Source organism: Ammoniphilus sp. YIM 78166, from assembly GCF_004522215.1.
Lineage (GTDB): Bacteria > Bacillota > Bacilli > Aneurinibacillales > RAOX-1 > YIM-78166.
This window is the reverse complement of sequence record NZ_SDLR01000006.1, coordinates 91,761-113,646: the sequence shown is the minus strand read 5'-3', so window position 1 is coordinate 113,646 and position 21,886 is coordinate 91,761. Positions and strand designations below refer to the sequence as shown.

The 21,886-nt window shown below is 45.9% G+C and carries 16 protein-coding genes and 1 pseudogene; all 17 read left to right on the top strand.

Going from position 1 to position 21,886, the window contains the following annotated elements; all coding sequences use genetic code 11:
• Nucleotides 1-7: 7 nt before the first annotated feature.
• The 17 genes and pseudogenes from EIZ58_RS25225 (at nucleotide 8) to EIZ58_RS25145 (ending at nucleotide 21,849) form a co-directional block, all read left to right on the top strand.
• Nucleotides 8-1,195 carry an MFS transporter gene (locus tag EIZ58_RS25225; protein ID WP_134703744.1) on the top strand — a complete coding sequence of 396 codons (1,188 nt, stop codon included), beginning with the start codon at nucleotides 8-10 and terminating at the stop codon, nucleotides 1,193-1,195.
• 95 nt (nucleotides 1,196-1,290) lie between these two features.
• A complete protein-coding gene (locus tag EIZ58_RS25220) occupies nucleotides 1,291-2,295 on the top strand; it encodes an SIS domain-containing protein (protein ID WP_134703743.1) in 1,005 nt (334 codons plus the stop codon).
• Nucleotides 2,296-2,333: 38 nt separating this feature from the next.
• On the top strand, nucleotides 2,334-3,437 hold the full coding sequence (locus EIZ58_RS25215; protein ID WP_134703742.1) for a type II asparaginase: 1,104 nt from the start codon (nucleotides 2,334-2,336) through the stop codon (nucleotides 3,435-3,437).
• 80 nt (nucleotides 3,438-3,517) lie between these two features.
• Nucleotides 3,518-5,008, top strand: a complete 1,491-nt coding sequence (gene argH / locus EIZ58_RS25210; RefSeq protein WP_134703741.1) for an argininosuccinate lyase — start codon at nucleotides 3,518-3,520, stop codon at nucleotides 5,006-5,008.
• A 52-nt stretch (nucleotides 5,009-5,060) separates the two neighbouring features.
• Nucleotides 5,061-5,948 carry a sugar phosphate isomerase/epimerase family protein gene (locus EIZ58_RS25205; protein ID WP_240689416.1) on the top strand — a complete coding sequence of 296 codons (888 nt, stop codon included), beginning with the start codon at nucleotides 5,061-5,063 and terminating at the stop codon, nucleotides 5,946-5,948.
• Between the two features lie 455 nt (nucleotides 5,949-6,403).
• Nucleotides 6,404-7,912 (top strand): argininosuccinate lyase, encoded by a 1,509-nt coding sequence (gene argH / locus EIZ58_RS25200; RefSeq protein WP_167577952.1) that lies wholly within the window; start codon nucleotides 6,404-6,406, stop codon nucleotides 7,910-7,912.
• A complete protein-coding gene (locus EIZ58_RS25195; RefSeq protein WP_134703738.1) occupies nucleotides 7,909-8,631 on the top strand; it encodes a GntR family transcriptional regulator in 723 nt (240 codons plus the stop codon). The genes argH (EIZ58_RS25200) and EIZ58_RS25195 overlap by 4 nt, the downstream gene beginning before the upstream one ends.
• 38 nt (nucleotides 8,632-8,669) lie before the next feature.
• On the top strand, nucleotides 8,670-9,722 hold the full coding sequence (locus EIZ58_RS25190; RefSeq protein WP_134703737.1) for a TAXI family TRAP transporter solute-binding subunit: 1,053 nt from the start codon (nucleotides 8,670-8,672) through the stop codon (nucleotides 9,720-9,722).
• A gap of 25 nt (nucleotides 9,723-9,747) precedes the next feature.
• A complete protein-coding gene (locus EIZ58_RS25185) occupies nucleotides 9,748-11,730 on the top strand; it encodes a TRAP transporter permease (RefSeq protein WP_134703736.1) in 1,983 nt (660 codons plus the stop codon).
• Nucleotides 11,731-11,732: 2 nt separating this feature from the next.
• Nucleotides 11,733-12,794, top strand: coding sequence for an NAD/NADP-dependent octopine/nopaline dehydrogenase family protein (locus EIZ58_RS25180; protein ID WP_134703735.1), 1,062 nt, complete (start codon nucleotides 11,733-11,735; stop codon nucleotides 12,792-12,794).
• Between the two features lie 507 nt (nucleotides 12,795-13,301).
• Nucleotides 13,302-13,592 (top strand): annotated as a pseudogene (locus EIZ58_RS25175) (S8 family serine peptidase); the annotation flags it as partial.
• Nucleotides 13,593-13,671: 79 nt separating this feature from the next.
• On the top strand, nucleotides 13,672-14,073 hold the full coding sequence (locus EIZ58_RS25170; protein ID WP_134703733.1) for a hypothetical protein: 402 nt from the start codon (nucleotides 13,672-13,674) through the stop codon (nucleotides 14,071-14,073).
• Nucleotides 14,074-14,416: 343 nt separating this feature from the next.
• The gene (locus EIZ58_RS25165) at nucleotides 14,417-15,964 is read left to right on the top strand and encodes an S-layer homology domain-containing protein (protein ID WP_134703732.1); all 1,548 of its coding nucleotides are present in this window, start codon (nucleotides 14,417-14,419) and stop codon (nucleotides 15,962-15,964) included.
• 39 nt (nucleotides 15,965-16,003) lie between these two features.
• Nucleotides 16,004-18,556, top strand: a complete 2,553-nt coding sequence (locus tag EIZ58_RS25160) for a choice-of-anchor L domain-containing protein (protein WP_134703731.1) — start codon at nucleotides 16,004-16,006, stop codon at nucleotides 18,554-18,556.
• A 90-nt stretch (nucleotides 18,557-18,646) separates the two neighbouring features.
• Entirely contained in the window at nucleotides 18,647-18,970 is a 324-nt protein-coding gene (locus EIZ58_RS25155; RefSeq protein ID WP_134703730.1) for a hypothetical protein, read from the top strand.
• Nucleotides 18,971-19,220: 250 nt separating this feature from the next.
• Nucleotides 19,221-19,556 (top strand): phage tail protein, encoded by a 336-nt coding sequence (locus EIZ58_RS25150; protein ID WP_134703729.1) that lies wholly within the window; start codon nucleotides 19,221-19,223, stop codon nucleotides 19,554-19,556.
• A 22-nt stretch (nucleotides 19,557-19,578) separates the two neighbouring features.
• A complete protein-coding gene (locus EIZ58_RS25145) occupies nucleotides 19,579-21,849 on the top strand; it encodes a stalk domain-containing protein (RefSeq protein WP_167577951.1) in 2,271 nt (756 codons plus the stop codon).
• The last annotated feature ends 37 nt before the right edge of the window (nucleotides 21,850-21,886 follow it).

The following is a 21,886-nucleotide window of genomic DNA, read 5'->3' as shown; positions in this document are numbered from 1 at the left end:
GTGATTAATGAGTGCTTTTGTGAGAAAGTATTTTCTGCATATTTACAATTATTTTTTCTATCTCGCCCATGCTGCTTTCCTTCCTTTCATCGGTTATTGGTTTGCGGAGGAAGGCTTGAATGCTCAACAGATTGGCCTGCTTTTCTCTATCGGACCGCTGGTTGGATTTCTGGTCCAGCCGATTTGGGGAATGCTGATTGATACCTTCGGAGTCACCAAGCTGATCCTGATCATTAGTACTTCCTTGACTCCTTGGATCGCTCTGTCCTATCAGCTTGCTGACCAGAATTTTCTGTATTATATTTTAATATCCGTTGTTCTGGCTGTTTTTGCATCGACCACGGTGCCGATTATTGATGCGATGACCGTCCGCCATGCGAAACAGAACAACTTGAGCTACGGGACCATCCGGGTGCTGGGATCGATCAGCTTCAGTTTGTCTGTTACCTTGCTCGGCTGGCTTTATAACCGGTCGGGAATCTCCCTGATGTTTAGCGTGTATATCGTGACGATGTCCATGATGTGTGCCCTAACTTTTTTTATCAAAAAGGAGGAGCATCCCAGGGGAACAGCAAGAAGCGGAATGCTGAAGCAGATGATTCCTCTTCTGAAGGAGCCGAAATTTTTATTATTTCTTCTTCCTGTGTTTTTGGCTGCGATTGGTCCTCAGCTACATAATGCTTTTTATTCCGTCTACATCAGTCAATTTGGCGGAGATGTTTCGGGGCGATTGGGCCAATTGTATGCCGTATCTGCGTTAACGGAAATTCCTGTTTTTTTCTTTTCTGGCTATGTGATCAAAAAGTTCGGCTATGTACCCACGCTTGCTGCCGTATCAGCAGTCGGAGCGATTCGCTGGTTTATTCTCTCATTGGAACCGAGCTTCGGAATCCTGGTGTTCAATCAGGTGCTTGCCGGTTCAACGTATGCTTTATTTTTCGCTGCAGGAATCAATTATGCTTATGATATGAGCCCGGAGTCGACGAAAACGACGGCCCATTCGCTATTTATCGTGGTTTACACCAATATAGCGGGAATTTTAGCAAGTAATGTGGGGGGCTGGGTCATCGAAGTAGGCGGGTTTACGATCCTGTTCGAATCGGCTGCGTTCTTAAGCCTGTTAGGCGCTATCGGGTTTATCTTATTAGGGCGGAGGAAAGTAGCCCCTTTTCAACACACGCAGAAAAATTACTGAACCGGGTTTAGAAAAACCAATTGACAGATTTTGCATAACTTGTTATAACTAACAATATGACAAGATATAACAACAAAATTTAGGAGGCCTATATCATGACCGTTTCAAACACATTAACCAAGGCTCATACGCAGGTGGAGCAAATTTTAGAAGCTTATAAAAATCGAAATATTGACCGTGTTTTTCTTGTAGCCTGCGGCGGATCTTCGGCGCTTATGTACCCCAGTAAATATTTGATCGATCGTGAATCCCAAACCATCACAGCTGAGGTTTACAATTCCAATGAATTTATCTACCGTCATCCGCAATCGCTAGGAGAAAGTTCCTTAGTCATTCTTTGCTCCCACAAAGGAAAAACTCCGGAAACAACCGAAGCGGCTAAATTCGCCAAGAGCAAAGGGGCTCTCGTTGTTTCTCTGATGTATGTAGCACACGCTCCTCTTGCCGATGAATCCGATTTTATTGTGAACTACAGCTGGGCGCCTCCGGGAGAAGTGGACCCGCATCCGGAAATCGCCAATTACGCCATTCTATACCGTTTGACCATGGGTCTGCTGTATGTGAAGGAAGGCAATAAGAAATACGAAAAACTACTGAATAGCCTTAATCACATGAGCAGAATCTTAGCAAAAGCCAAACAGCACTATACGGAACCAGCCAAGATTTATGCCAGTGAAAATAAGGATGAATCCGTCATTTACACCATGGCAAGCGGAGCGAACTATGGGATCGCCTATTCTTTTGCCATCTGTATCCTCATGGAAATGCAGTGGAAGCACTCCCACGCGATTCATGCCGGTGAGTTTTTCCATGGACCATTCGAAATCTTAGACAAGAATGTTCCGTTTATTCTCCTCATGGGATTGGATGAAACACGCCCGATGGAAGAGCGTGCGCTGAAGTTCCTGAAGGAACATGGGGAAAAATTGTTGATCCTCGATGCCAAAGAATTTGACATGGATGGAGTAGACGATGAGATGAAAGGATACTTGGCTCCGCTTGTGTTGAACTTCGTCCTGCGAGTTTACGCAGTTGAATTAGCGAAAGCAACCGGTCATCCGCTTGAAACCAGACGCTATATGTTCAAGGTGCCTTACTAAACATGAACACCCCAAATAAGAGACGGAGGAGCAGAAATATGAAGAAGATCAAATTCTTTGCCGTAACCTTATTAGCTAGTACTTTATTAAGCGCACCTTACATGGTACCATTTGGTTCTTTTACTGCTCCCGTCGTCCAGGCGGAGGAAGTCAAAGCTGATCTTCCAAATGTAAAAATCCTTGCTACTGGGGGGACCATTGCCGGTTCTGCAGCTTCCAATACCGATACGACGGGATATAAAGCAGGGGCCCTGGCGGTTGATATCCTGATCAATGCCGTACCGGAAATGAAAGCCATGGCGAATATCACGGGGGAGCAGATCGCAAACACCGGAAGCCCTAATATCAATAATAAGATTTTGCTCCAATTGGGGAAGAGGGTAAATGAACTGCTTGCATCTGATGACGTTGACGGCATTGTCATTACCCATGGGACCGATACGTTAGAAGAAACAGCGTATTTTTTGAACCTTGTTGTTAAAAGCGATAAGCCGGTTGTTGTGGTAGGCGCCATGAGACCAGCGACGGCAATCAGCGCGGATGGTCCCTTTAATCTTTATAACGCGGTCAAGATTGCCTCCAGTAAAGATGCAAAAGGAAAAGGTGTCATCATGGCACTGAATGATCGGATCGGATCTGCCCGATATGTGACCAAGACCAACACGACCATGACAGACACCTTCCAATCCGCTGAACAGGGATACTTGGGGGCCATTGCCGGAGGAAAGCTTTACTTCTACAACGAAATGACACGCAAGCATACGAAAGATACGGTATTTGATATTTCTAAGATCGAGCAACTTCCTCAAGTCGATATTCTTTATGGACATCAGAATGATGGAAGATATCTCTATGACGCAGCCGTAGCAGCGGGGGCAAAAGGGATCGTTATTGCCGGTTCCGGGAATGGATCGCTGTCCGAAAATGCTTTTACTGCTGCGAAGGATGCTATGAAAAAAGGCGTGACCGTGGTTCGTTCCTCCCGAGTAGGAGGTGGAATCGTGACCCCTTCTAGCTATTATGGTCCGGACCTGATTGCTGCAGATTCCTTAAATCCTCAAAAGGCTAGAATTTTGCTGATGCTTGCGCTCACCCAGACAAACGATCCGAAAAAGATCCAGGAATACTTCCATCAATACTAATGACATGAAAGGGAAGCGAGCCTATAAGGGATTTATTGGCTCGTTTCACTTCATCTAATGTTGAAGAAGGAGGATCTAACTTGAGAGAAAGATTGAAAGAAGCACCTGCCCAAGAGGTTATCTCGTATTTAATCAAACCTTGGATTCAAGCGGATTTAGAGACATCGTATGATAAATTGCTGGAGATTAATAAAGCCCATTTGGTCATGCTTGTCGAACAGGGAATGGTCTCCCCAGAGGATGGAAGAGAAATCATAAAAGTGATTTCGGAGTTAGAGGAAAAAGGGAGCTCTATCTTGCCCATTAACTATGAACTAGAAGATTTGTTCTTTAATATCGAATCGTACATCATTCAGCAAACAGGCATTGAAGTAGGTGGGCGCCTGCATACGGGTCGTAGCCGAAATGACTTTTTTGCCACGATGAACAGAATGAACTGCCGAGATCAATTGTTGGGTATTGGTTCACTTGTTAATCAGCTTCGCTTCACCCTGCTGGAGTTTGCCAAGAAACAAACCGACGTAGTCATGTCAGGCTATACCCATATGCAGCCGGCTGAGCCGATTACGTTAGGCCACTATCTGTCGGGTATTCTGCATTCCTTAGAAAGGGATTATGATAGATTGTACGGCGCATGGAAAAGAGTCAATGAATGCCCGATGGGTTCTGGAGCGCTGGCTTCCACTTCCTTTCCCATTCAGCGTGAACGGACAGCCCGTTTTTTAGGATTTGAAGACATAACAAAAAATTCATTCGATGGTGTAGCCTCGAGAGATTATCTGCCGGAAATTCTATCGGCATTAAGTATTCTCTCCGTTGGTCTAAGCCGACTTGCCCATGATCTTTATATATGGACTACATCCGAATTTTCCTATATCGAGGTAGGGAATTCCGTAGCAATTTGCAGCAGTATTATGCCGCAAAAAAAGAATCCTCTCACACTTGAGCATGTAAAAGCCAAAGCAGCCCATGTTCAAGGAGCACTAATATCGTGCTTGGGAAGCATGAAAAATACACCTTTTGGGCATAGCTGTGATACTGCCTTGGAGAGCCCGCGGTACTTTTGGGAAGCGCTTCGTGAAGTGGAAGCGTCCGTGTCCATCCTAATGGCTACAATCAAAACCCTTAAGGTAAACCGCGAACTCATGCTCGAACGAGCTCAAAAGAATTTCTGTACCGTAACGGAACTAGCCAATGTATTGGTTAGGGAAGGGGGAATATCTTTTACGGAAGCTCATCAGCTCGTGGGAAGTTTGGTGAATGATCTCTTGGAAAGGAAGGAAACGCCTGAACATATCACGCAGCACAAAATGCTTCACTTTTCTAAGGCGGTCCTAGGAAAAGAAATTCACTTAACGGATGATCAACTAAAGCTCGTGCTTCACCCTGTGTCTAATGTTCAATTGAAATCCACGGTAGGAGGCCCTGCATTCAACGAAGTGGAATCGCAGCTTGAATCGCTTTGGAATCAATGTAAAAGAGACGAGAGTGAACGCTTAGAGCGAGTAAGGCAAATGGCTGCAGCACGAGCTAGACTTCAAGAGAAGGTGAACGGGCTATTAAGCCTATGAGGAATGAATAAACAAGAAGGTTGATAGTACCGTCAATCCTATAACGATTCACATGATTGCAGTTATGCTAGAAGAGCTCGCATGGGCTATAAAGAAAGGGGCTATTATTATTATGATAGATATTTCACAGGTTGCAGCGGCAAACTATCATTACAGAAGATATTCATTGGATTATTTTTTGGATTCTGTAACAAGATTGGGATTTCGTAACATTGAATTGTGGGCTTCAGGGCCACACCTCCATTTAGATTATTTTACAAATCAAGATCTAAAAAATTTAAATAAAAAAATAAAAGACAGAGGCTTAAAAGTCATTTGTTTTACCCCTGAACAGTTTGTCTACCCAATAAGCATTAGTCATCCAGATAAAGAATACCGAAAGAAAAGCATTGAGTTTTTTTGCCGACACATTGAAGCGGCTTCTCTTCTAGACTGCGAGCAAGTGTTAGTCACCACGGGAATCGCGTATTTGGATGTTGATGCGGCAGACCAATGGAATTGGTGTAGGGAATCTTTAAGCGAGATCTGCAAAACAGCGGAAAAAGAGGGCATTTATCTCCCTATGGAAGCATTCACTAGCTTTACGACTCATGTATTTAATAGAGCCAGTCATATAGCCAAGATGATAGAAGAAGTCGGAAGCTCTCATTTAAAAGGCTTGGCTGATACGGACGTTATGGCCACTACAGGAAAAGATACCCTTCATGACTTTATAAAAGAGTTAGGAGATAATTTAACTCATGTCCATTTTGTAGATGGCAATCCTGGCGGACATCTGGTTCCTGGAGAAGGGATATTGGATATGGCTGGTTCACTAAATGTACTTAAAGAAATAGACTATAAGGGATATTTAGGTCTAGAATTATTAGATAGAAGATATATTTTAGATCCTGAAAAAGCTATGAGAGATACAATGAAATGGTTTGAAAAACACCTATAAAAGCCAAACTGCCTCTTGAAATAATGCTACGATCCATTGTTTTAGAAATGAGGCTAACTCTGGTTAGTCTCATTTTTTGTGCGGTCAGCACGGAGAAACCAGAAGACCACCATGGAAATAGTGTAATAAAATCTAACAATATTTTGAATATTTATAGTTGACCAAAAGCGGTTGTGGATGGTAAGATCTTACTAAAGATTCAATTAATTGTACGTACATACGTACAATAATCAAAAAGATACCTAAGGTTGTTGGTTAAGTAAGCTATGCTTCACCATTAGTTGTACGTACATACGTACAACTAACAAAAAAGTACTTATGTTTATTGGTTAGGTAAGCTATGTTTCATCCACCTAATTGTACGTACATACGTACAATAAAATGCACAAGGAAAGGGTGAACGTAAATTTGTTCGTACATTCTAACAAGCGATAATGGATGGAGGAGAAAATAAAGTGAGAGAACGATTGAAAGAAAAGCCGGCTCAGGAGATGATTCAATTTTTATTCGAGCCTGCCATTAAGAATGATTTGAATCGATCGTATTATCATATGCTGGCGGTCAGTAAGGCGCATCTGGTGATGCTGGTGGAACAGGGGGTTATCGAGGCTGAGGCTGCTAAGCAAATTGCAGAAGTGATCGAAAGGATGGAATCCGCTGGACCGGGGATCCTCGAGATCGATCCGAATCTAGAAGATCTTTACTTTAATATTGAAAGCTATATCATTCAACAGATTGGAATGGAAACGGGGGGGCGGATGCATACCGGCCGAAGTCGAAATGACCTCTATGCGACCGTGACCCGAATGGCAAGCCGAGAATCTTTACATAAGCTCTATGAACTCATCCTTGAGCTTCGCGGAACCCTCCTCGACTTGGCTGAAAAGCATACGGATACGGTGATGCCAGGCTATACTCACATGCAGCCAGCCGAACCCGTTACGTTTTCCCATTATTTATCCGGCATCCTTCATGCGTTGGAACGGGACTTCAGCCGGCTTGACCAAGCCTATGAACGGTTAAATCTTAATCCTTTAGGATCAGGAGCCATGGCTTCGACAACCTTTGCCATTAACAGAAATCGGACAGCTGAGTTTCTTGGGTTTGACAACATTATGTATAATTCAATAGACGGGGTGGCTTCTAGAGATTATGTGCTCGAGATTTTATCCGGTCTGAGTATCCTCATGATAAACTTAAGTAGGCTCAGTCAAGATTTATATACGTGGGCAACCGACGAGTTCGCCTACATCGAAGTGGGCAATTCGGTTGCTGCCTGCAGCAGCATTATGCCACAGAAGAAAAATCCCATCACGCTCGAACATGTGAAGGCAAAAGCCGCCCATCTTCAGGCCGCTTACATTTCGGCATCAAGTAGTTTAAAGAATACGCCTTTTACGCATTCCCGGGATGTCAGCACAGAAAGTCTCAAATTCTACTGGGAAGCGCTTTATGAAGTAGAAGCCGCTCTGAAGCTCCTGATTGCCACGCTTCAGACGGTGACCATTCATGAAGAGCAGATGCTGGCTAGAACGAGGACGAATTTCTCAACCGTGACGGAATTGGCGAACGTGCTGGTGAGGGAGCTTTCTCTATCGTTCCGCGAAGCTCACCATATTGTAGCGGGAGTTGTAACGGAGACCTTGAATCAAAAGCAAAGTGCGGATCAGATTGGTTCTGACATCATTGCTAAAATTTCACGCGAGACTTTAGGCAAGGAAGTGAACCTTCTTGAAGATCGAGTGAAACTAGCTTTGGATCCGATCTTGAATGTACGGGCGCGCAAGATCGCCGGCGGTTCTTCCCCAAGCGAGGTAGAACGGCAAATTCACAGGTTAAAGGAGCGGATGGAATTGGATAAGACGAGATTAAATGAGAGAAACGCAGCCATGGCTCGTTCCCTGAAGGAGCTGGATCAGAAGGTTGCTCAAATAAAAGAAGTACTTCGGGAGGAAACAGGATGAAGAATTTAAACCACGATGAAAATGGATTGCCGCTCTATTACCAGTTAAAAGAGATACTCAAGGAAAAGATCGAAGGTGGCGAATGGAGTCCCGGTGATCAGATTCCCAATGAGATACAGCTTGCGTCAGACTATAAAATTAGCCGATCGACGGTCCGGCAGGCTATTCTGGACCTCGTTCGGGAAGGACTGCTCAACCGCAAGCAGGGAAAAGGAACCTTTGTCGCTGCACCCAAGGTAGAGGGCAACTTCATTAGTTTTCGCTTTCCCCTAGAGTGGGGAACGAAGCACGTCCCTCTTAGCTTAAGGGAAATCCGTTGTTCGCCGTCTATAGCTTCATCGTTACACATCGTGCCGAATGAAAAGGTCTATGAGATTTTACGCTTGCGTTATTTTAAAGAAGAAACTGAACCCTCTGTCTTGGAAAAATCCTACTTGAGGATAGATCCTTACCCTGACTTTTTGAGTCATAATTTTGAGGGACGGGTGTTTGATCTCCTGGCTGAAAAATATAACGTGCACATTAGCAAGACCAAAACGTTTATTGAGCCCGTACTCCTTTCCGCTTACGAGGCGCAAGTGCTTGAGGTGATGGAAGGACAGCCGGCCTTGAAATTAACCAAGCTGGGCATGGACGCGCAAGGAAACCCGATTATTTTGAACAAAAGTATTTTTCGAGGAGACCGCTGCAGACTCTTGTTTTATTCTGAGGATCTCTAAACAACCACTATATCATTCAACCTAAGGGGGCAAAAAGGATGAAAAAGTATTGGACAGGAGCATTAATGAGTTTGGGTTTGTGTGTTGCCGTCATGACGGGGTGCGGCTCGAGTGAATCGAGTACGCCTCAGTCCCAAGCTCCGAGCACTCCTGAAGCTCCCGCAGAACAAAAGTCTGCGGGAAGTTGGGACATGCAGCGGCTCTTACTGGGTACATCCAGTCAGGGCGGTACCTATTATGTCTGGGGCGGCGGCTGGGCCAAGATCATGAATGAAAGTGTACCCAACACGGATATCTCGGTAGAGGTTACGGGGGGACCGAACACCAATATACAGTTAATTCAAGATGGGCAAATGGAGCTTGGATTTGCAACTACTTGGTTAGCCGGAGAAGCTTACAACGGAGTAGGCTGGGCTGACAAGAAGTACGATAAAATTCGCGGACTGTTCCCCATGTACTCCAGTGTTCTTCATGCGTACAGCTTAAAGGACGGTCCCATTGAGACGATTCACGATTTTACCACCAAGCATGTCAGTGTCGGGGCACCAGGCAGTACCAGCGATAAAGCAGGGAGGGAAGTGCTAGATATCTTGGGCATCGAGCCTTCTAAAATCAGCGGATTGCCTACCAATACGGCAGTGGGGAACCTAAGAGATGGCACCGTGGATGCAGGCTTTGCCGTTACGGGAGTTCCGGGTCCGTTTATGATGGATTTAGAGACGACCCATGAAGTGAATCATATCGGGTTAACGGATGAAGAGCTTCAAAAGATTACGGAGAAGTTTCCATACTGGTCGGCTGGCGTGATTCCGAAGGGGACCTATAAGCACCAGACAGAGGACACCAAAGTGGTAGAGTTTTGGAACTACGCCATTGGCTCGAGTGAATTACCTGAAGATTTTGTATACGAATTAGTGAAAAGGACTTTTGAAAAGCAGCAGGATTTACTCGCAGTGGATCCAAGCGCCAAGCAGACGGTTGTAGAAAATGTGACAAAGAGCAGTATCCCCTTGCATCCTGGTGCTGTCCGTTATTACAAGGAGCAGGGCATCGAGATTCCTGATAACTTGCTTCCGCCAGAGATGAAGTAACGGAAACCGGAAAGGGGGAGACCGCATGGCAAAGACGAAAGAGGCAGAGGACTACACGCAATACAGTGAAGTCAACGATGAAGGAAGTACGGCTCGCAGTCTCACCGGATTTCCAAGGAGGATGGTAACCGCGCTCGCGGTTGCCATGTCTCTCTATCATATTTACGTATTGGGCTTTTTCCCTGTCACCCCTTGGATCCTTTATACGGTCCACCTGGGGTTGGCTACCATTTTGATTCTATTTCTATATCCTGGGGGAAAACAGGAGAAGAACGCTTCGATCAAAACGCTAGATTATATTTTCGCCTGTTTGATGCTCGTGTCTGGAATCTATATCATCACCCAAATGGAAGAGTTGATTTATCGAGTAGGGATTTCTCCCACGGGTCCGGATTTGATCGTCGGCGTGATCTTGATCCTGCTCGTTTTGGAAACCACAAGAAGGACATCGGGCAAGATTCTGCCGATCCTGGCCATTATCTTTCTCCTCTATGCCAAATACGGAAATTACTTACCAGGAGGCCTCGGGCACAGGGGGTACAGCTGGGAACGCCTGATTAGCTATATGACGGGGATGGATGCCATTTTCAGCGTTCCCTTGGGAGCTTCGGCGAGTTTTGTTTTCTTATTTATCCTCTTTAGTGCTTTTTTGAATGCTTCAGGTGCAGGAAAGTTTTTTATTGACTTCTCCTTGGGAGCTACGGGTAGCGCAAGAGGGGGTCCCGCGAAGACGGCCGTCGTCGCCAGTTCTTTATTCGGGACGGTATCGGGCAATTCTACGGCCAATGTCGTTTCCACTGGGGCTTTTACTATTCCGCTGATGAAAAAGATCGGCTACTCCCCGAGATTCTCCGGTGCGGTTGAGTCCGTAGCGTCAACAGGGGGACAAATCATGCCTCCGATCCTAGGCTCCGCGGCTTTCATTATGGCCCAGCTGATCGGTGTACCCTATATGGAGATCGTTAAGGCTTCGATTATCCCCGCTTTGCTTTACTTTGCAACGGTTTTTATCATGATTGACCTCGAAGCAGCCCGATTGGGTCTGAAGGGTCTTCCGAAATCCAGTCTGCCCCGGCCGATGGAGGTATTGAAGAGAAGGGGGCACTTGATGATCCCCTTGCTCGTCTTGATCTATGTCTTGGCCGTCATGAATGCGAGCCCGATTAAGGCTGCCATCTGGGCCATTGCCGCGACGCTAATAGTCTCTGCGTTCCGAAAGGAATCGCGTATGGGCTGGAGAGCGATTCTCCAGAGTTTGTCCAAGGGGGCGGAATCCGCCCTGGGAATGATTGCTGCCTGTGCCACGGCGGGAATTATTATCGGGGTATTGAACCTTACAGGCTCTGGATTGAAATTCGCCAGTGTGGTCATCGCCTTAGCCGGAGATTCCTTGCCGATCGCTTTGGTCTTGACGATGATGGCTAGCATTATTCTAGGAATGGGACTTCCCACGACGGCTGCCTATTTGATTACCGCAGCGGTGGTTGCCCCAGCCCTTGTACAGATGGGGGTTTCCCCCATGGCGGCGCACATGTTTGTTCTCTATTTTGCCTGCTTGTCCGCCATTACTCCTCCCGTAGCTTTGGCTGCCTTTGCGGGAGCGGGAATTGCCAGAGCCAAACCAATGGAAGTCGCCTTTACTTCTGTAAAGTTAGGGATTGTCGCTTTTATTGTTCCGTTTATGTTCGTTTATGGGCCTAGCCTCTTATGGGAAGGAAGTCTATTCAAGATCATCTTGACTGCCAGCACGGCGCTCATCGGTACGTATTCTTTAGCCTGCGCCATCCAGGGATGGTTTTTTGGAGGGAGAGCGAATGTCATTTTGCGATTGCTTCTCGGCTTGTCTTCTTTGATGCTGATCAAGCCAGGATCGCTAACCGATTACGTAGGGGTAGGCTTGTTGCTTCTGGCGCTTGCTTTACGGGTATTTCTTTTTAAGGTGAAAACAGGGGAAACACCCATGATGGACCATTCACACGTAGAAAAAGCGACTCAAGGAGGAGTATAAAGATGAAATTTGCCATTATCGGAGCAGGAAACGGCGGTCAGTCCATGGCGGCGCATATGACCTTTCTTGGTCATGAAGTCAGTTTGTATGATATTCAAGTTCCCCTTACAGACGCCATTAATGAGGCGGGGGGAATCCGAGTTGAAGGAGTATTGGAAGGGTTTGCTGAGGTTCGGGCTACCAATGACCTAGCCGAGACGATTCAAGGTGCGGATGCCATTATGGTCACGACCACGGCAACGGCTCATAAGCCAGTCGCTCAGTCCATTGCTCCCTACCTTGTTGATGGACAGGTGATCCTCATCTTCCCAGGCTACTGGGGAGCGATGGAGTTTGTCAGCACTTTTAAGGATATGGGGATGGACAAAGATGTGGTCGTGGCGGAAACCGAGTCACTAATTTATACCTGCCGAGCGGTGGCTCCAGGTCATGTCAACATCCGAAAGATCAAAGAGGGCCTAGAGTTTGCTGCGCTGCCATCCCAGGAGTCGGCTCGGGTCATGCAAACGTTGGGTGGAGTGTACCCTCAGCTCATTCCAGCTGCGAGTGTCATTCGAACGACCTTAAATAATGTGAACCCTGTTTTTCACGTTCCCATTTTATTGATGAATGCGGGGAGGGTGGAGTCCCCGGGAGACTTCTATTTCTATCCAGAGGGAGCCTCTCCCTCGGTTGTTCACGTCATCGAACAACTGGATCAAGAACGAATCAATCTGGGGAAGGCCCTTGATATCGAGCTGGATTCCTCCCTGGACCTTCTTCGCAGGTTTTATCAGGTAAAAGCCGACACGCTTTATGAAGGATTCCAGAATAACCCGGCCTATAAAACGGGAAAAGCGCCAACCACCTTAAACTATCGCTATATCTATGAAGATATTCCTTATGGCTTGATTCCCATGTCGGCATTAGGCAAGGCTCTTCAAGTCGAGACACCGTGTACGGATTTACTGATTGACTTAGCCGCCATGGCAGTCAAGAAAGATTTACGAAGTACAGGTGCCGGTCTGAAGGAGCTGGGCTTGGAAGGAATGACGCCGTCGGATATTAAAAGGTATTTGGGGTAAACAGAGTGCCTGTCACTCCCCGGTTTTTGTCGAATTGAAGAAGCAGGGGGAGGAGTTTCACTCCATTGTGTGGGCGAACCGAACGTTATTTCATTTGAATATATTATCTTATTTTCAAAAGAACAGCGCCCGCTCTAATCGGCGTTGTTCTTTTTTTGGACAGGGGCGATATTTGTAAAGGCTCGTCCATGAGATAGCTCTTGGAGAAGGCGAAGTCTCATGAGAGATGGCGTAAGAGGGTGGTAATTCCCAGCTCATGTCGGCAGGTACCTAAATATAAAATTTGTGGTTTATAAGAACTACATATAATGTAAAAATTTCAAATGAATTGGAATAAAATATCTCTCATTACATAGAAAACCCATTACAATAAAAGTAACCATAATACTATTTGCACCGTGATAATAGGAAGAATGCTATGTTAGGGGGGAGCGGTATGAACTTTCCGTTTCGATCTTGCGTCCCAAAGTTTGTCAATAGCCCTGAAAATCAGGGAAACAAACGGGTACCTCATTTGCTGCGCCGCAGGTAGCCGGTATAGCAGCCATGATTCTCAAAGCAAATCCCTCTCTTCAGCCCTTTCAAGTAAGGTTCCTGATTAAAGCCACGGCTAAGGATTTGGGGAGCAAAGGGTGGGATCCTGAAACAGGTTTCGGATTAGTGAATGCAAAGAAGGCTGCACCTCGATTTATTACCACTGAAATCCAAGGGTGCCTTCAAGATAATTTAGGAAATTGGTATGTACTGGATGTCCCTTATGATGGAGAGCTTGAGTTTCATAGTCCAGACAAAAAATAGGTATACAGCTATATGATCAAGATGGGAAACGGCTTCAGGAAGCGAAGGGCAACTGCTTTCGAAGATTGGAAAGGGAAAGGTGTACGTACGAATACACTCGTTAGAGGGAGAAAAGGAATTATTCCGATTGTCTGTTTCCTTTCGGATTCGGTCCGGACTGGATGCGAATAACAAGAAAGAGAAATCCAGCTTAATCCAAGCAAAGGAATATATACAGGCTAAAGGAGAGTTTCCTAAACCCTATTCTGAAAATTGGTTTGTCGTTGATTATCCGCAACCAGGGAATTTAGAAGTGAAGATCAATACCGATAACCTTCGTATGGATCCGGTCTTGACGGTACAGGCGGGACGGATTTACTTTCGGTTTAAAGATTACTATGGTAATGCTGTGAATTCCTATCATGAGAATCACCTGGCTTTGTTGCGGTTCTTTATCTGGAATAGAATATTTAGTAGATTAGTATTATTATACCAACTATGATTGATCTTTCTGGTGGAAGCATTGTGATTCATAAGTAGAGGTGTTGAAATAAGCGGGTGCACGTTAATCCCGCTTTTTCGTTATGGGGAGAGTGGGTGGGATATATGCTCATCACTCGACATGTAGTCAGATGGAGCATCCTCGCAGAACCGTTGACTCAACAGAGTTATAAGTATTAGATTGAGCATTTGTCGGAAAAAAATTCTGAAAAGATGCTTTATCTGGTTTTGTTACAGGTATATAATGGTAATTAGTTCGTTATGAAAAACGAAAGGAGGTCTTTTGTTACATAAAATGAACGATACTAACAAGAAATAATTCCAAAGAATGGAGGGAAACAAGCTTGAGGAAAAAAGGAAAAGTTATTCTGTTTACTTTGTCGATGGCTCTAGTATCTTCTGGGGCTTTTGCCCAGATACCCTCTGATATTACGAGTCATTGGGCGGAGGGGCAGATTAAGCAGGGCCTTGAGAAAGGCTGGGTGAAAGGTTACCCTGATGGCATGTTCAAACCGAACCAACCGATTACACGAGCAGAATTTGTCACCATGGTGAATCAAGCCTTCCAATTTACTGAGACCTCAGTTGTTCCTTTTCAAGATGTTCCAGCAGAGGCATGGTACGCCCAAGAGGTCATGAAGGCAAGGGCGGCCGGCTATATTTCCGGTTATAGGGATGGCACGTTTAAGCCAACGACTCCGGTAAGCCGACAGGAAGCAGCGGTGATCATCGGCAGATTGATGGGTTTGCCGGAGGAACCCCAAGCAGCCAATCAATTTAGTGATGTCTTGCCTGATTGGAGTCGTGGAGCCATTGGAGCCGTTGTATCGAAGGGTGTGATGAAAGGCTTCTCCGCTGGAACCTTTTTGCCTTATCAATCCTTGACACGAGCTGAATTAATTCAGATCCTGGACTTGGTGATTGATAAACTGAGCGTGGTTAAAACCCTTTCCTATGATAAAGCAGGAATCTATGGACCGAAAGAGGGAAGTGAAGTTATCGAAGGAAATCTTGTACTAGACGCCGCGGACATCACCATCCAAAATCTCGTCGTACAGGGAAATCTTACGATTACGAAAAACGTGGGAGAAGGTAAAGTTACCCTGCGGAATATCAAGGTAAATGGAAAGACCATCGTTCGCGGAGGCGGACCACAGAGTATTCATCTTGTCGATACGGAGCTAGGTGAAGTTGAAGTGAATAAGGAGAAAGGAAAGGTTCGCTTGGCAGCATCCGGCTCCAGTCAAATCAATCGTGTCTATCTGAATTCTCCGAGTGACCTGCAAGAACATGAATTAAAGGGAAAAGGATTTGACACGGTTGTTGTGTCAGACTCCGTTCCAAAGGGTTCTACCCTTATGCTTAGAGGGGAATATGACACAGTAGAGATTTATGCTGAAGGAATTACGGTTAATATACCGAATGGCTCGAAGGTAAAAAAGTTGATCCTTCATTCCAAAGTAAAGATAGACGGAATGGGGACCATCGAAAAAGCAACGATACTAGCGAATGGAGTTAGCTTTGCAAAAAAACCTAACCAAGTGGAATTAGGCAACGGCATCATGCTCGTCTATTACGAGGAAGATCAAAGCTCAAGTGGCAGTGATAGTAGTTCAGGTGGTCAGCCCCCTATTGACACCTGGAAGGAGGCGCCGACTTTTGTCCTCACGAATATTTTAAAGGGAACTGTTGAGGCGGGTAAAGCGGATGAAGTGAGAATCTTCCATCAAGGTCAACCACTAGGCGCCCCTGGTCAATACATGATTGGTGGGGATGGAGAGTTTAGCTTCGTTATTGATGGAGCAGAACCTCTTGAGGTCTATGAAATTAAACTCTACAAGAATGGGTTGGAGGTATCCGGAACTCAAAAAGTGGTGACGAGATTACTCTAATCCTTAGCGGCAAGGAGAGGAGATAAAGGAGGCTAAAACTTGGGTAAAAAGAGGTTTTCTAGGTTCTTCATAAGTATCGTAGCGATGCTTTTGCTCTTGGGTCAAACCGTGGCGATGGCAAGTTCCGGAAGTTTCTATGATGATACGACCAAAAAAATATATCCGCAGGATCAAGCGATATTTCAGTTGGAATCCCTTCTGACCTCAAAAACAAACAAAGGGCTCTGGCTCAAGCAGAATGATGATCTATACATTAATTATGCTTTAGCTGAAGGAGCGCTAAAGCAAGCCATAGCTGATATGGGAGGAATACCGCCAGGCGGGTTTACCGCGGAACAGATTGAGCAATTAAAGGCACTGGCCCAATCGGGAGATTTCCTAGCGGATGAGGCCAAGAAACAAGAATTAGCGAAGTATTGGTCTTTAGATAAGCCCATCTTAGAACTAGAATCTTTGACCGTTCAACCGAACATGGTGGTGGTACAGACCGATACCCAAGTTCGCGTGACCATCCAGGTTCCCTACACCCTGAATGATTTGCACACGCCAGATGGTGCGACTTCACCCGTACAGCTGTGGGTGAAACGGGGAGCGCAGGAGTGGGAAGAGAAAGGATTCCTGCTTGATGACGGTGATCTAGCCAACCATGGGGACGAAATTAAAAATGACCAAGTGTATTCGAACTTCTTTAGCTTTAACGAAGAAACTACGGGTTCCATCCAGCTTAAAGCAACGGTAGAGACGTCAGCAGGGCTTGAGTTAGCAAAAGAATCTTCCATTCAAGTGGTGGCCACGACGGATGGGCAATCCGTACAAGAAATAATAACGATTCACCATGAAGTTGAAAATATGGTGGATGACATTTTCAATAGCCCCAATCCCCCATCAACAATTGATCAAGTTCTCCTACAGCTCCAGCAGTCACTTCAGAACAACAACTTGATCCAAAACACAACCAGCAGCGACAACGTCTTAGAAATACAATATGCCAATGGATTGACCAGTTTTATTGCCATTCAAGGAGAGGAAGAGCGGGGAGGAATCACGTCGATAGTACAGGAAGCTTCGGCTGAAACATCTCCTGAAACTGAACCCGTAGTAGAAACTGACAAAGAGGAGTTATCGGAAGGTTCTGACCTAGATCAAGAAGAGTTTGAACAACAGCAAGAGCCAAATCAACAAGAACCTGAGAGCGAAGAGCCCGCAGATGCACCTAAGGAAGAAGTTCAACCTACTAAACCTGTTCAGACTGAGAAGGACACGAGAAATGGTGAGGCTACGGTACCTGTAGAGCAGCAAACACGTGGAGATAACGTGGAACCTGTTGAAGTCGGATTGCGATCTTCGGTAAGTATGATGGGGTTATCCTCCACTGCTAACGAAGAAATGATCGGCTCACGGAATGTAATGATCTGGGCACCGTTTGCAGCGGAATTTTCTCCTTATGATGAAACTCAAGGCATTATTAACACCTTGGGGCAATCTGAGCTTGGTTTTGATTATACCGTTTTCTCTAATCAAGATGCCGACGTTGCTTCTTTGAAGAATATGACGGACTATGGCTTGATTGTTCTGGCTACCCATGGAGCAGGCGGAAGATGGGTCGGTACAGGAGAAATCGTGACGGATAACAAGAAGTATGAGGCCGAGCAGACAGCAGGCCAAATGGCCATTTGGCAAAACATGAAATTAAAGAAAGAGGGAGGAGTCAGTAAACTACACCCGGTTTATGCCGTGAACGAAAAATGGTTTGACAGTCAGTTGAATGGAAGCTTTAATAAATCGATAGTTGTTAATAATTCCTGCGAAAGTACCATCACCAATATCCTGTGGAATACGTTCCAATCCAAGGGAGCTGGTGCCTATTATGGCTACAATAAAGTGGTGGGCAGTGATTTTGCTGTGGATCGTGTTATTGATTTAGTCCATAAGATGGCTGTTCTGCACCAGACCACAGGGGAAGCCTATGAACAGCAAACAGGCTCAAATGGAGCTGTATGGCAAATGAGAGGAAACCCGAATCTTAAATTCCCTGCCGGGTTAGTAAACGGAAGCTTTGAAAAGGGCATGCAAGCTTGGGAAAAAGATGGCGATGGCCGCGTTATTTCCGGATTAGGTTTCCTTCAGCCTGTTCATGGGAACCGCATGGGGATCATTTCTACAGGGCTAGGTTATACGATAGAACATGGATCCATCGAGCAGACCTTCCAGGTCCCAAGTGATGCGACTACCCTTTCCTTTAACTGGAACTATTTGTCGGAAGAGTTTGTGGAGTGGATTGGAACAGCTTATGATGATCCGTTTAAAGTGACATTGGAAGGGGAGCATGGGGTAACCCTTGTCCTTGATCTCAGTGTAACCAAGATTGCGAACCTGTTTGGGGCAGCTCGCTATATCCCAGGCAATTTGATCCATGTGTCGCCCACCATTGTATTTGATCAGGGAGATGTATGGATGACAGATTGGCAATTCACCGAATTTGATATTTCAGCATTGCAGGGGCAGAAGGTAACTCTTAGATTCTATGCTACGGATGAAGGGGATACCATTTTTAGTACAGCCGTTCTGTTAGACAACATTAAAGTGGAGTAGACTCTATTGAACAGATTTTGGATCGTACTAGTAACTGTTTTCATCTTGATGACTACTGCTTGCGGGAATGAGATAAAGGAGAGTTTTCCAGTGAAGAATTACGAGGTTACGGTTTGGAGTAACGGAAAAGAAGAGACTGCTATGGAGGGGAGGGATGACGAGATTCATAAAGCCTTGCTACAGGTGCTTGAGAGTGTGACTGATCGCCCTAGGTTGTATGTGGACGGTGAGAGAGTTGAAGCGCTGCTTGCCAAGGAGAACCTGTGGGAGGTGAAGTATCACGAGCCCGAACGCGTGCAGATCGGCCGATTCAGCGAACAATCCATTAAGCGGATGCTTGCTCCCTTAACAGGTGATCTCGCACAGATGATCTTAACCCAAACCGAGGATGGAAGCTGGGATATTTGGATGTAGAGAGAGTAGAGAGTGCCTGTCACTCCCCGAGTCTTGTCGAATGAGTAAAGGTGAACACCCGATTTCCGAAAGGTAATCGGGTGTTCTTATGTGAGGTGACCTGGATGGTGTCACTTCCCGAATCTCCTCAAAATTTTTCGAGCGCACTCTTTATAACCGTCCTACAACTCTATTATCCAAAATAAAACATCCAATTTTATCCATAATATGTTAAATTATTACTAGACTATGATAAGGAGGAATGAAAGGAATGATAGCGATATTTATTAGAAAGATGTTGCTTTTAACCCTACTAACTAGCGCGGCTATAACCATGGCACCGAATCATGAGGCAGAGGCAAGTGCGGATCCTTATATCGGTGAGATCCAGCTTTTTCCTTACAACTTTGCTCCGAGAGGCTGGGCGGTCTGTGAAGGGCAGCTACTTTCCATCTCTACTAACACCGCGCTATTTTCATTACTAGGAACAAATTTTGGCGGTAATGGAATGACAACTTTTGCCTTGCCGGATCTTAGAGGAGCAGAACCCAGTCCGTATGTTCGCTATTACATTTCTCTACAAGGGGTATTCCCTGCTAGGGATTAAGTTAGGGTAGGAGATGAAGAGAATGAATCGGTTGCGGTCCAGCTTTTTGCGAATCTTTACGGTTCTCGTTCTAACGATTGTAGCTATCACGGGAGGCCTTGGTATCGACTCGGTACAAGCCTATGGAAATGTAGCTTTGGGAAAGTCCGTTACAGCAAGCGGGTATGTTTCCCCTTATGAACCCAGCCGAGTAGTGGACGGAAACACTTCTGCCACGAGCCGATGGTACTATGCTCCCGGACCTGAAGATTCTATGGACAAGTGGGTTCAAATTGATTTGGGAAGTTTCCACCGAATGGATCGCTGGGTCGTGAGGGGAATGGGTGTCGTACCAGGGTGGGAAGAGGACAGGAATCCAAGAGACCTTAGGCTTCAGAGAAGCTTGGATGGCGTTTCATGGATAGAGGTAGACAGGGTTGCGGGGAGTAGCACTTCTGTTATAGACAGCCAGGTTTCCCCTTTTGCCGCACGATATGTTCGTATCGTGGTGGACTACGGCAACCAGTGGAACAATCAGTGGACATCCCTTATGGAAGTAGAAGTCTATGGGGAGTTGTTTATTCCGGCGCCTCCACAAATTACCGGCGTGACGAACGGAGCGGTATACAATACGGACCGGACCCTTGAATTTATTGAGGGAACGGCCACCTTAAATGGTACTCCAATTGTTAACGGGACAACCGTACGGGAAGAGGGCGCTTATACCTTGATTGTGACCAACGAATTTGGGTATACGACGACAGTTCTTTTTGCCATCGATAAAACTCCCCCTGATAATCCGAGAATTACGGTAAGCTCATCCGATCCAACGAATGAAGAGGTAACGGTTTCTGTCTCCTATCCAGATGATGCGGTGGAGCGCTGGTTGAAAATGGGGGAGTTTGCAGATTACACGGCTGTCAGCGAGTTCACCGTAACTCAAGCGGTCTATGAAAACACCACGATTCTAGCAAAAGCCAGAGACGAAGCAGGAAACTGGAGTCAAGAAGTGAGCTACACGGTGACCAATATTGACCGGCTTTCTCCTGAACCTCCTGTACTAACCAGTTCTCCGCTTACTCCAGCCCAAAGCGTGATCGTCCATATTGAGTTTCCGGAGGATACCGCTCAGAAGGAATACAAGCTAAATGATGGAGAATATCAGTCGTACACTGGTCCTATCATCTTAGAGGAGAACGGGAAAGTGACCGCTCGCGGGCAGGACGAGGCTGGGAATTGGAGTGGAGAAGCGAGTATCCAAATTACAAACCTTGACCGCTTGCCCCCAACCGGAACAATCCTAATTGATGGAGGCAACGGCTGGACCTATCAATCAAGCGTAACCTTAACTTTATCCGCTGTAGATGAAGGATTTGGCGTAACCGCAATGAGAGCGTCAGAGGACGGACAAACGTGGGGAGAGTGGAAAACCTACAACGAGACCTGGAGTCCGTTCCCGCTCTCTTCTGGAACAGGGATGAAGACGATCTATATTCAATATCGAGATGAAGCAGGGAATGCTAGTGAACCCGTCTTCGCTTCGATTGAAAGAAGAGTGTATTCGGATTCCGGTTCGGGGTCGGACTCCAGCTCAGGATCGGGATCGGGTTCTTCTGTAACACCGCCTGCAAAAGTAACAGCAACACCCGTTCCTTCTAATAAAGAAGAGGCCCTCAGGCTAGTTGATGCAGCTAAGCAAGAGGCCCTTCAGACGCTCTCCACCCAGGCGGGATTGGAAAAAGCGTGGAAAGAGATTGTCGATGCTCGTGGGGAAGCAAGCCAAAAAGCTCCTTTATCGGTAGAAGAAATAGGAACGTACCTGGCCGTTATAGAGAAGTTAACAGAGGATAAAGGAAGATTGAAAGAGACGATAGCTTTAGCCCAGGAGCTCATTGAGCGAAACTATGGAGACGTTGGAAAAGAGTTCATTGCCCTTCTTGCCGATCTGTATGAAAAAGCGGGGGACAGATCCCCAAAGATTTTGGTTGACGGAAGGGTCGTAAAGATGGACAGGGAACCGATGAGCGTCAATGGACGGATACTGGCTCCTCTTCGTGCCTTAAGCGAGGTGCTGCAAGCGGAGGTGTTCTGGGATCAGTCATCCCAAACCGTGACGATTTATCGCGATGCCGCTGTGGTCAAGGTAACCATTGGCAGGAAGACAGGTATTATAAATGGACGAACTTTTGTATTTGATGTCCCTGCATTGCTTGATCACGGTCGTACATTCTTACCCCTACGTGCCATTAGTGAAGTGCTAGATGCAGCGGTTGATTACTTGGAAAAAGGGAATATTGTTATTGTTGAGCAGTAAAGGATGAAATGAAGATGGCCCACTTCGGTTGAAGTGG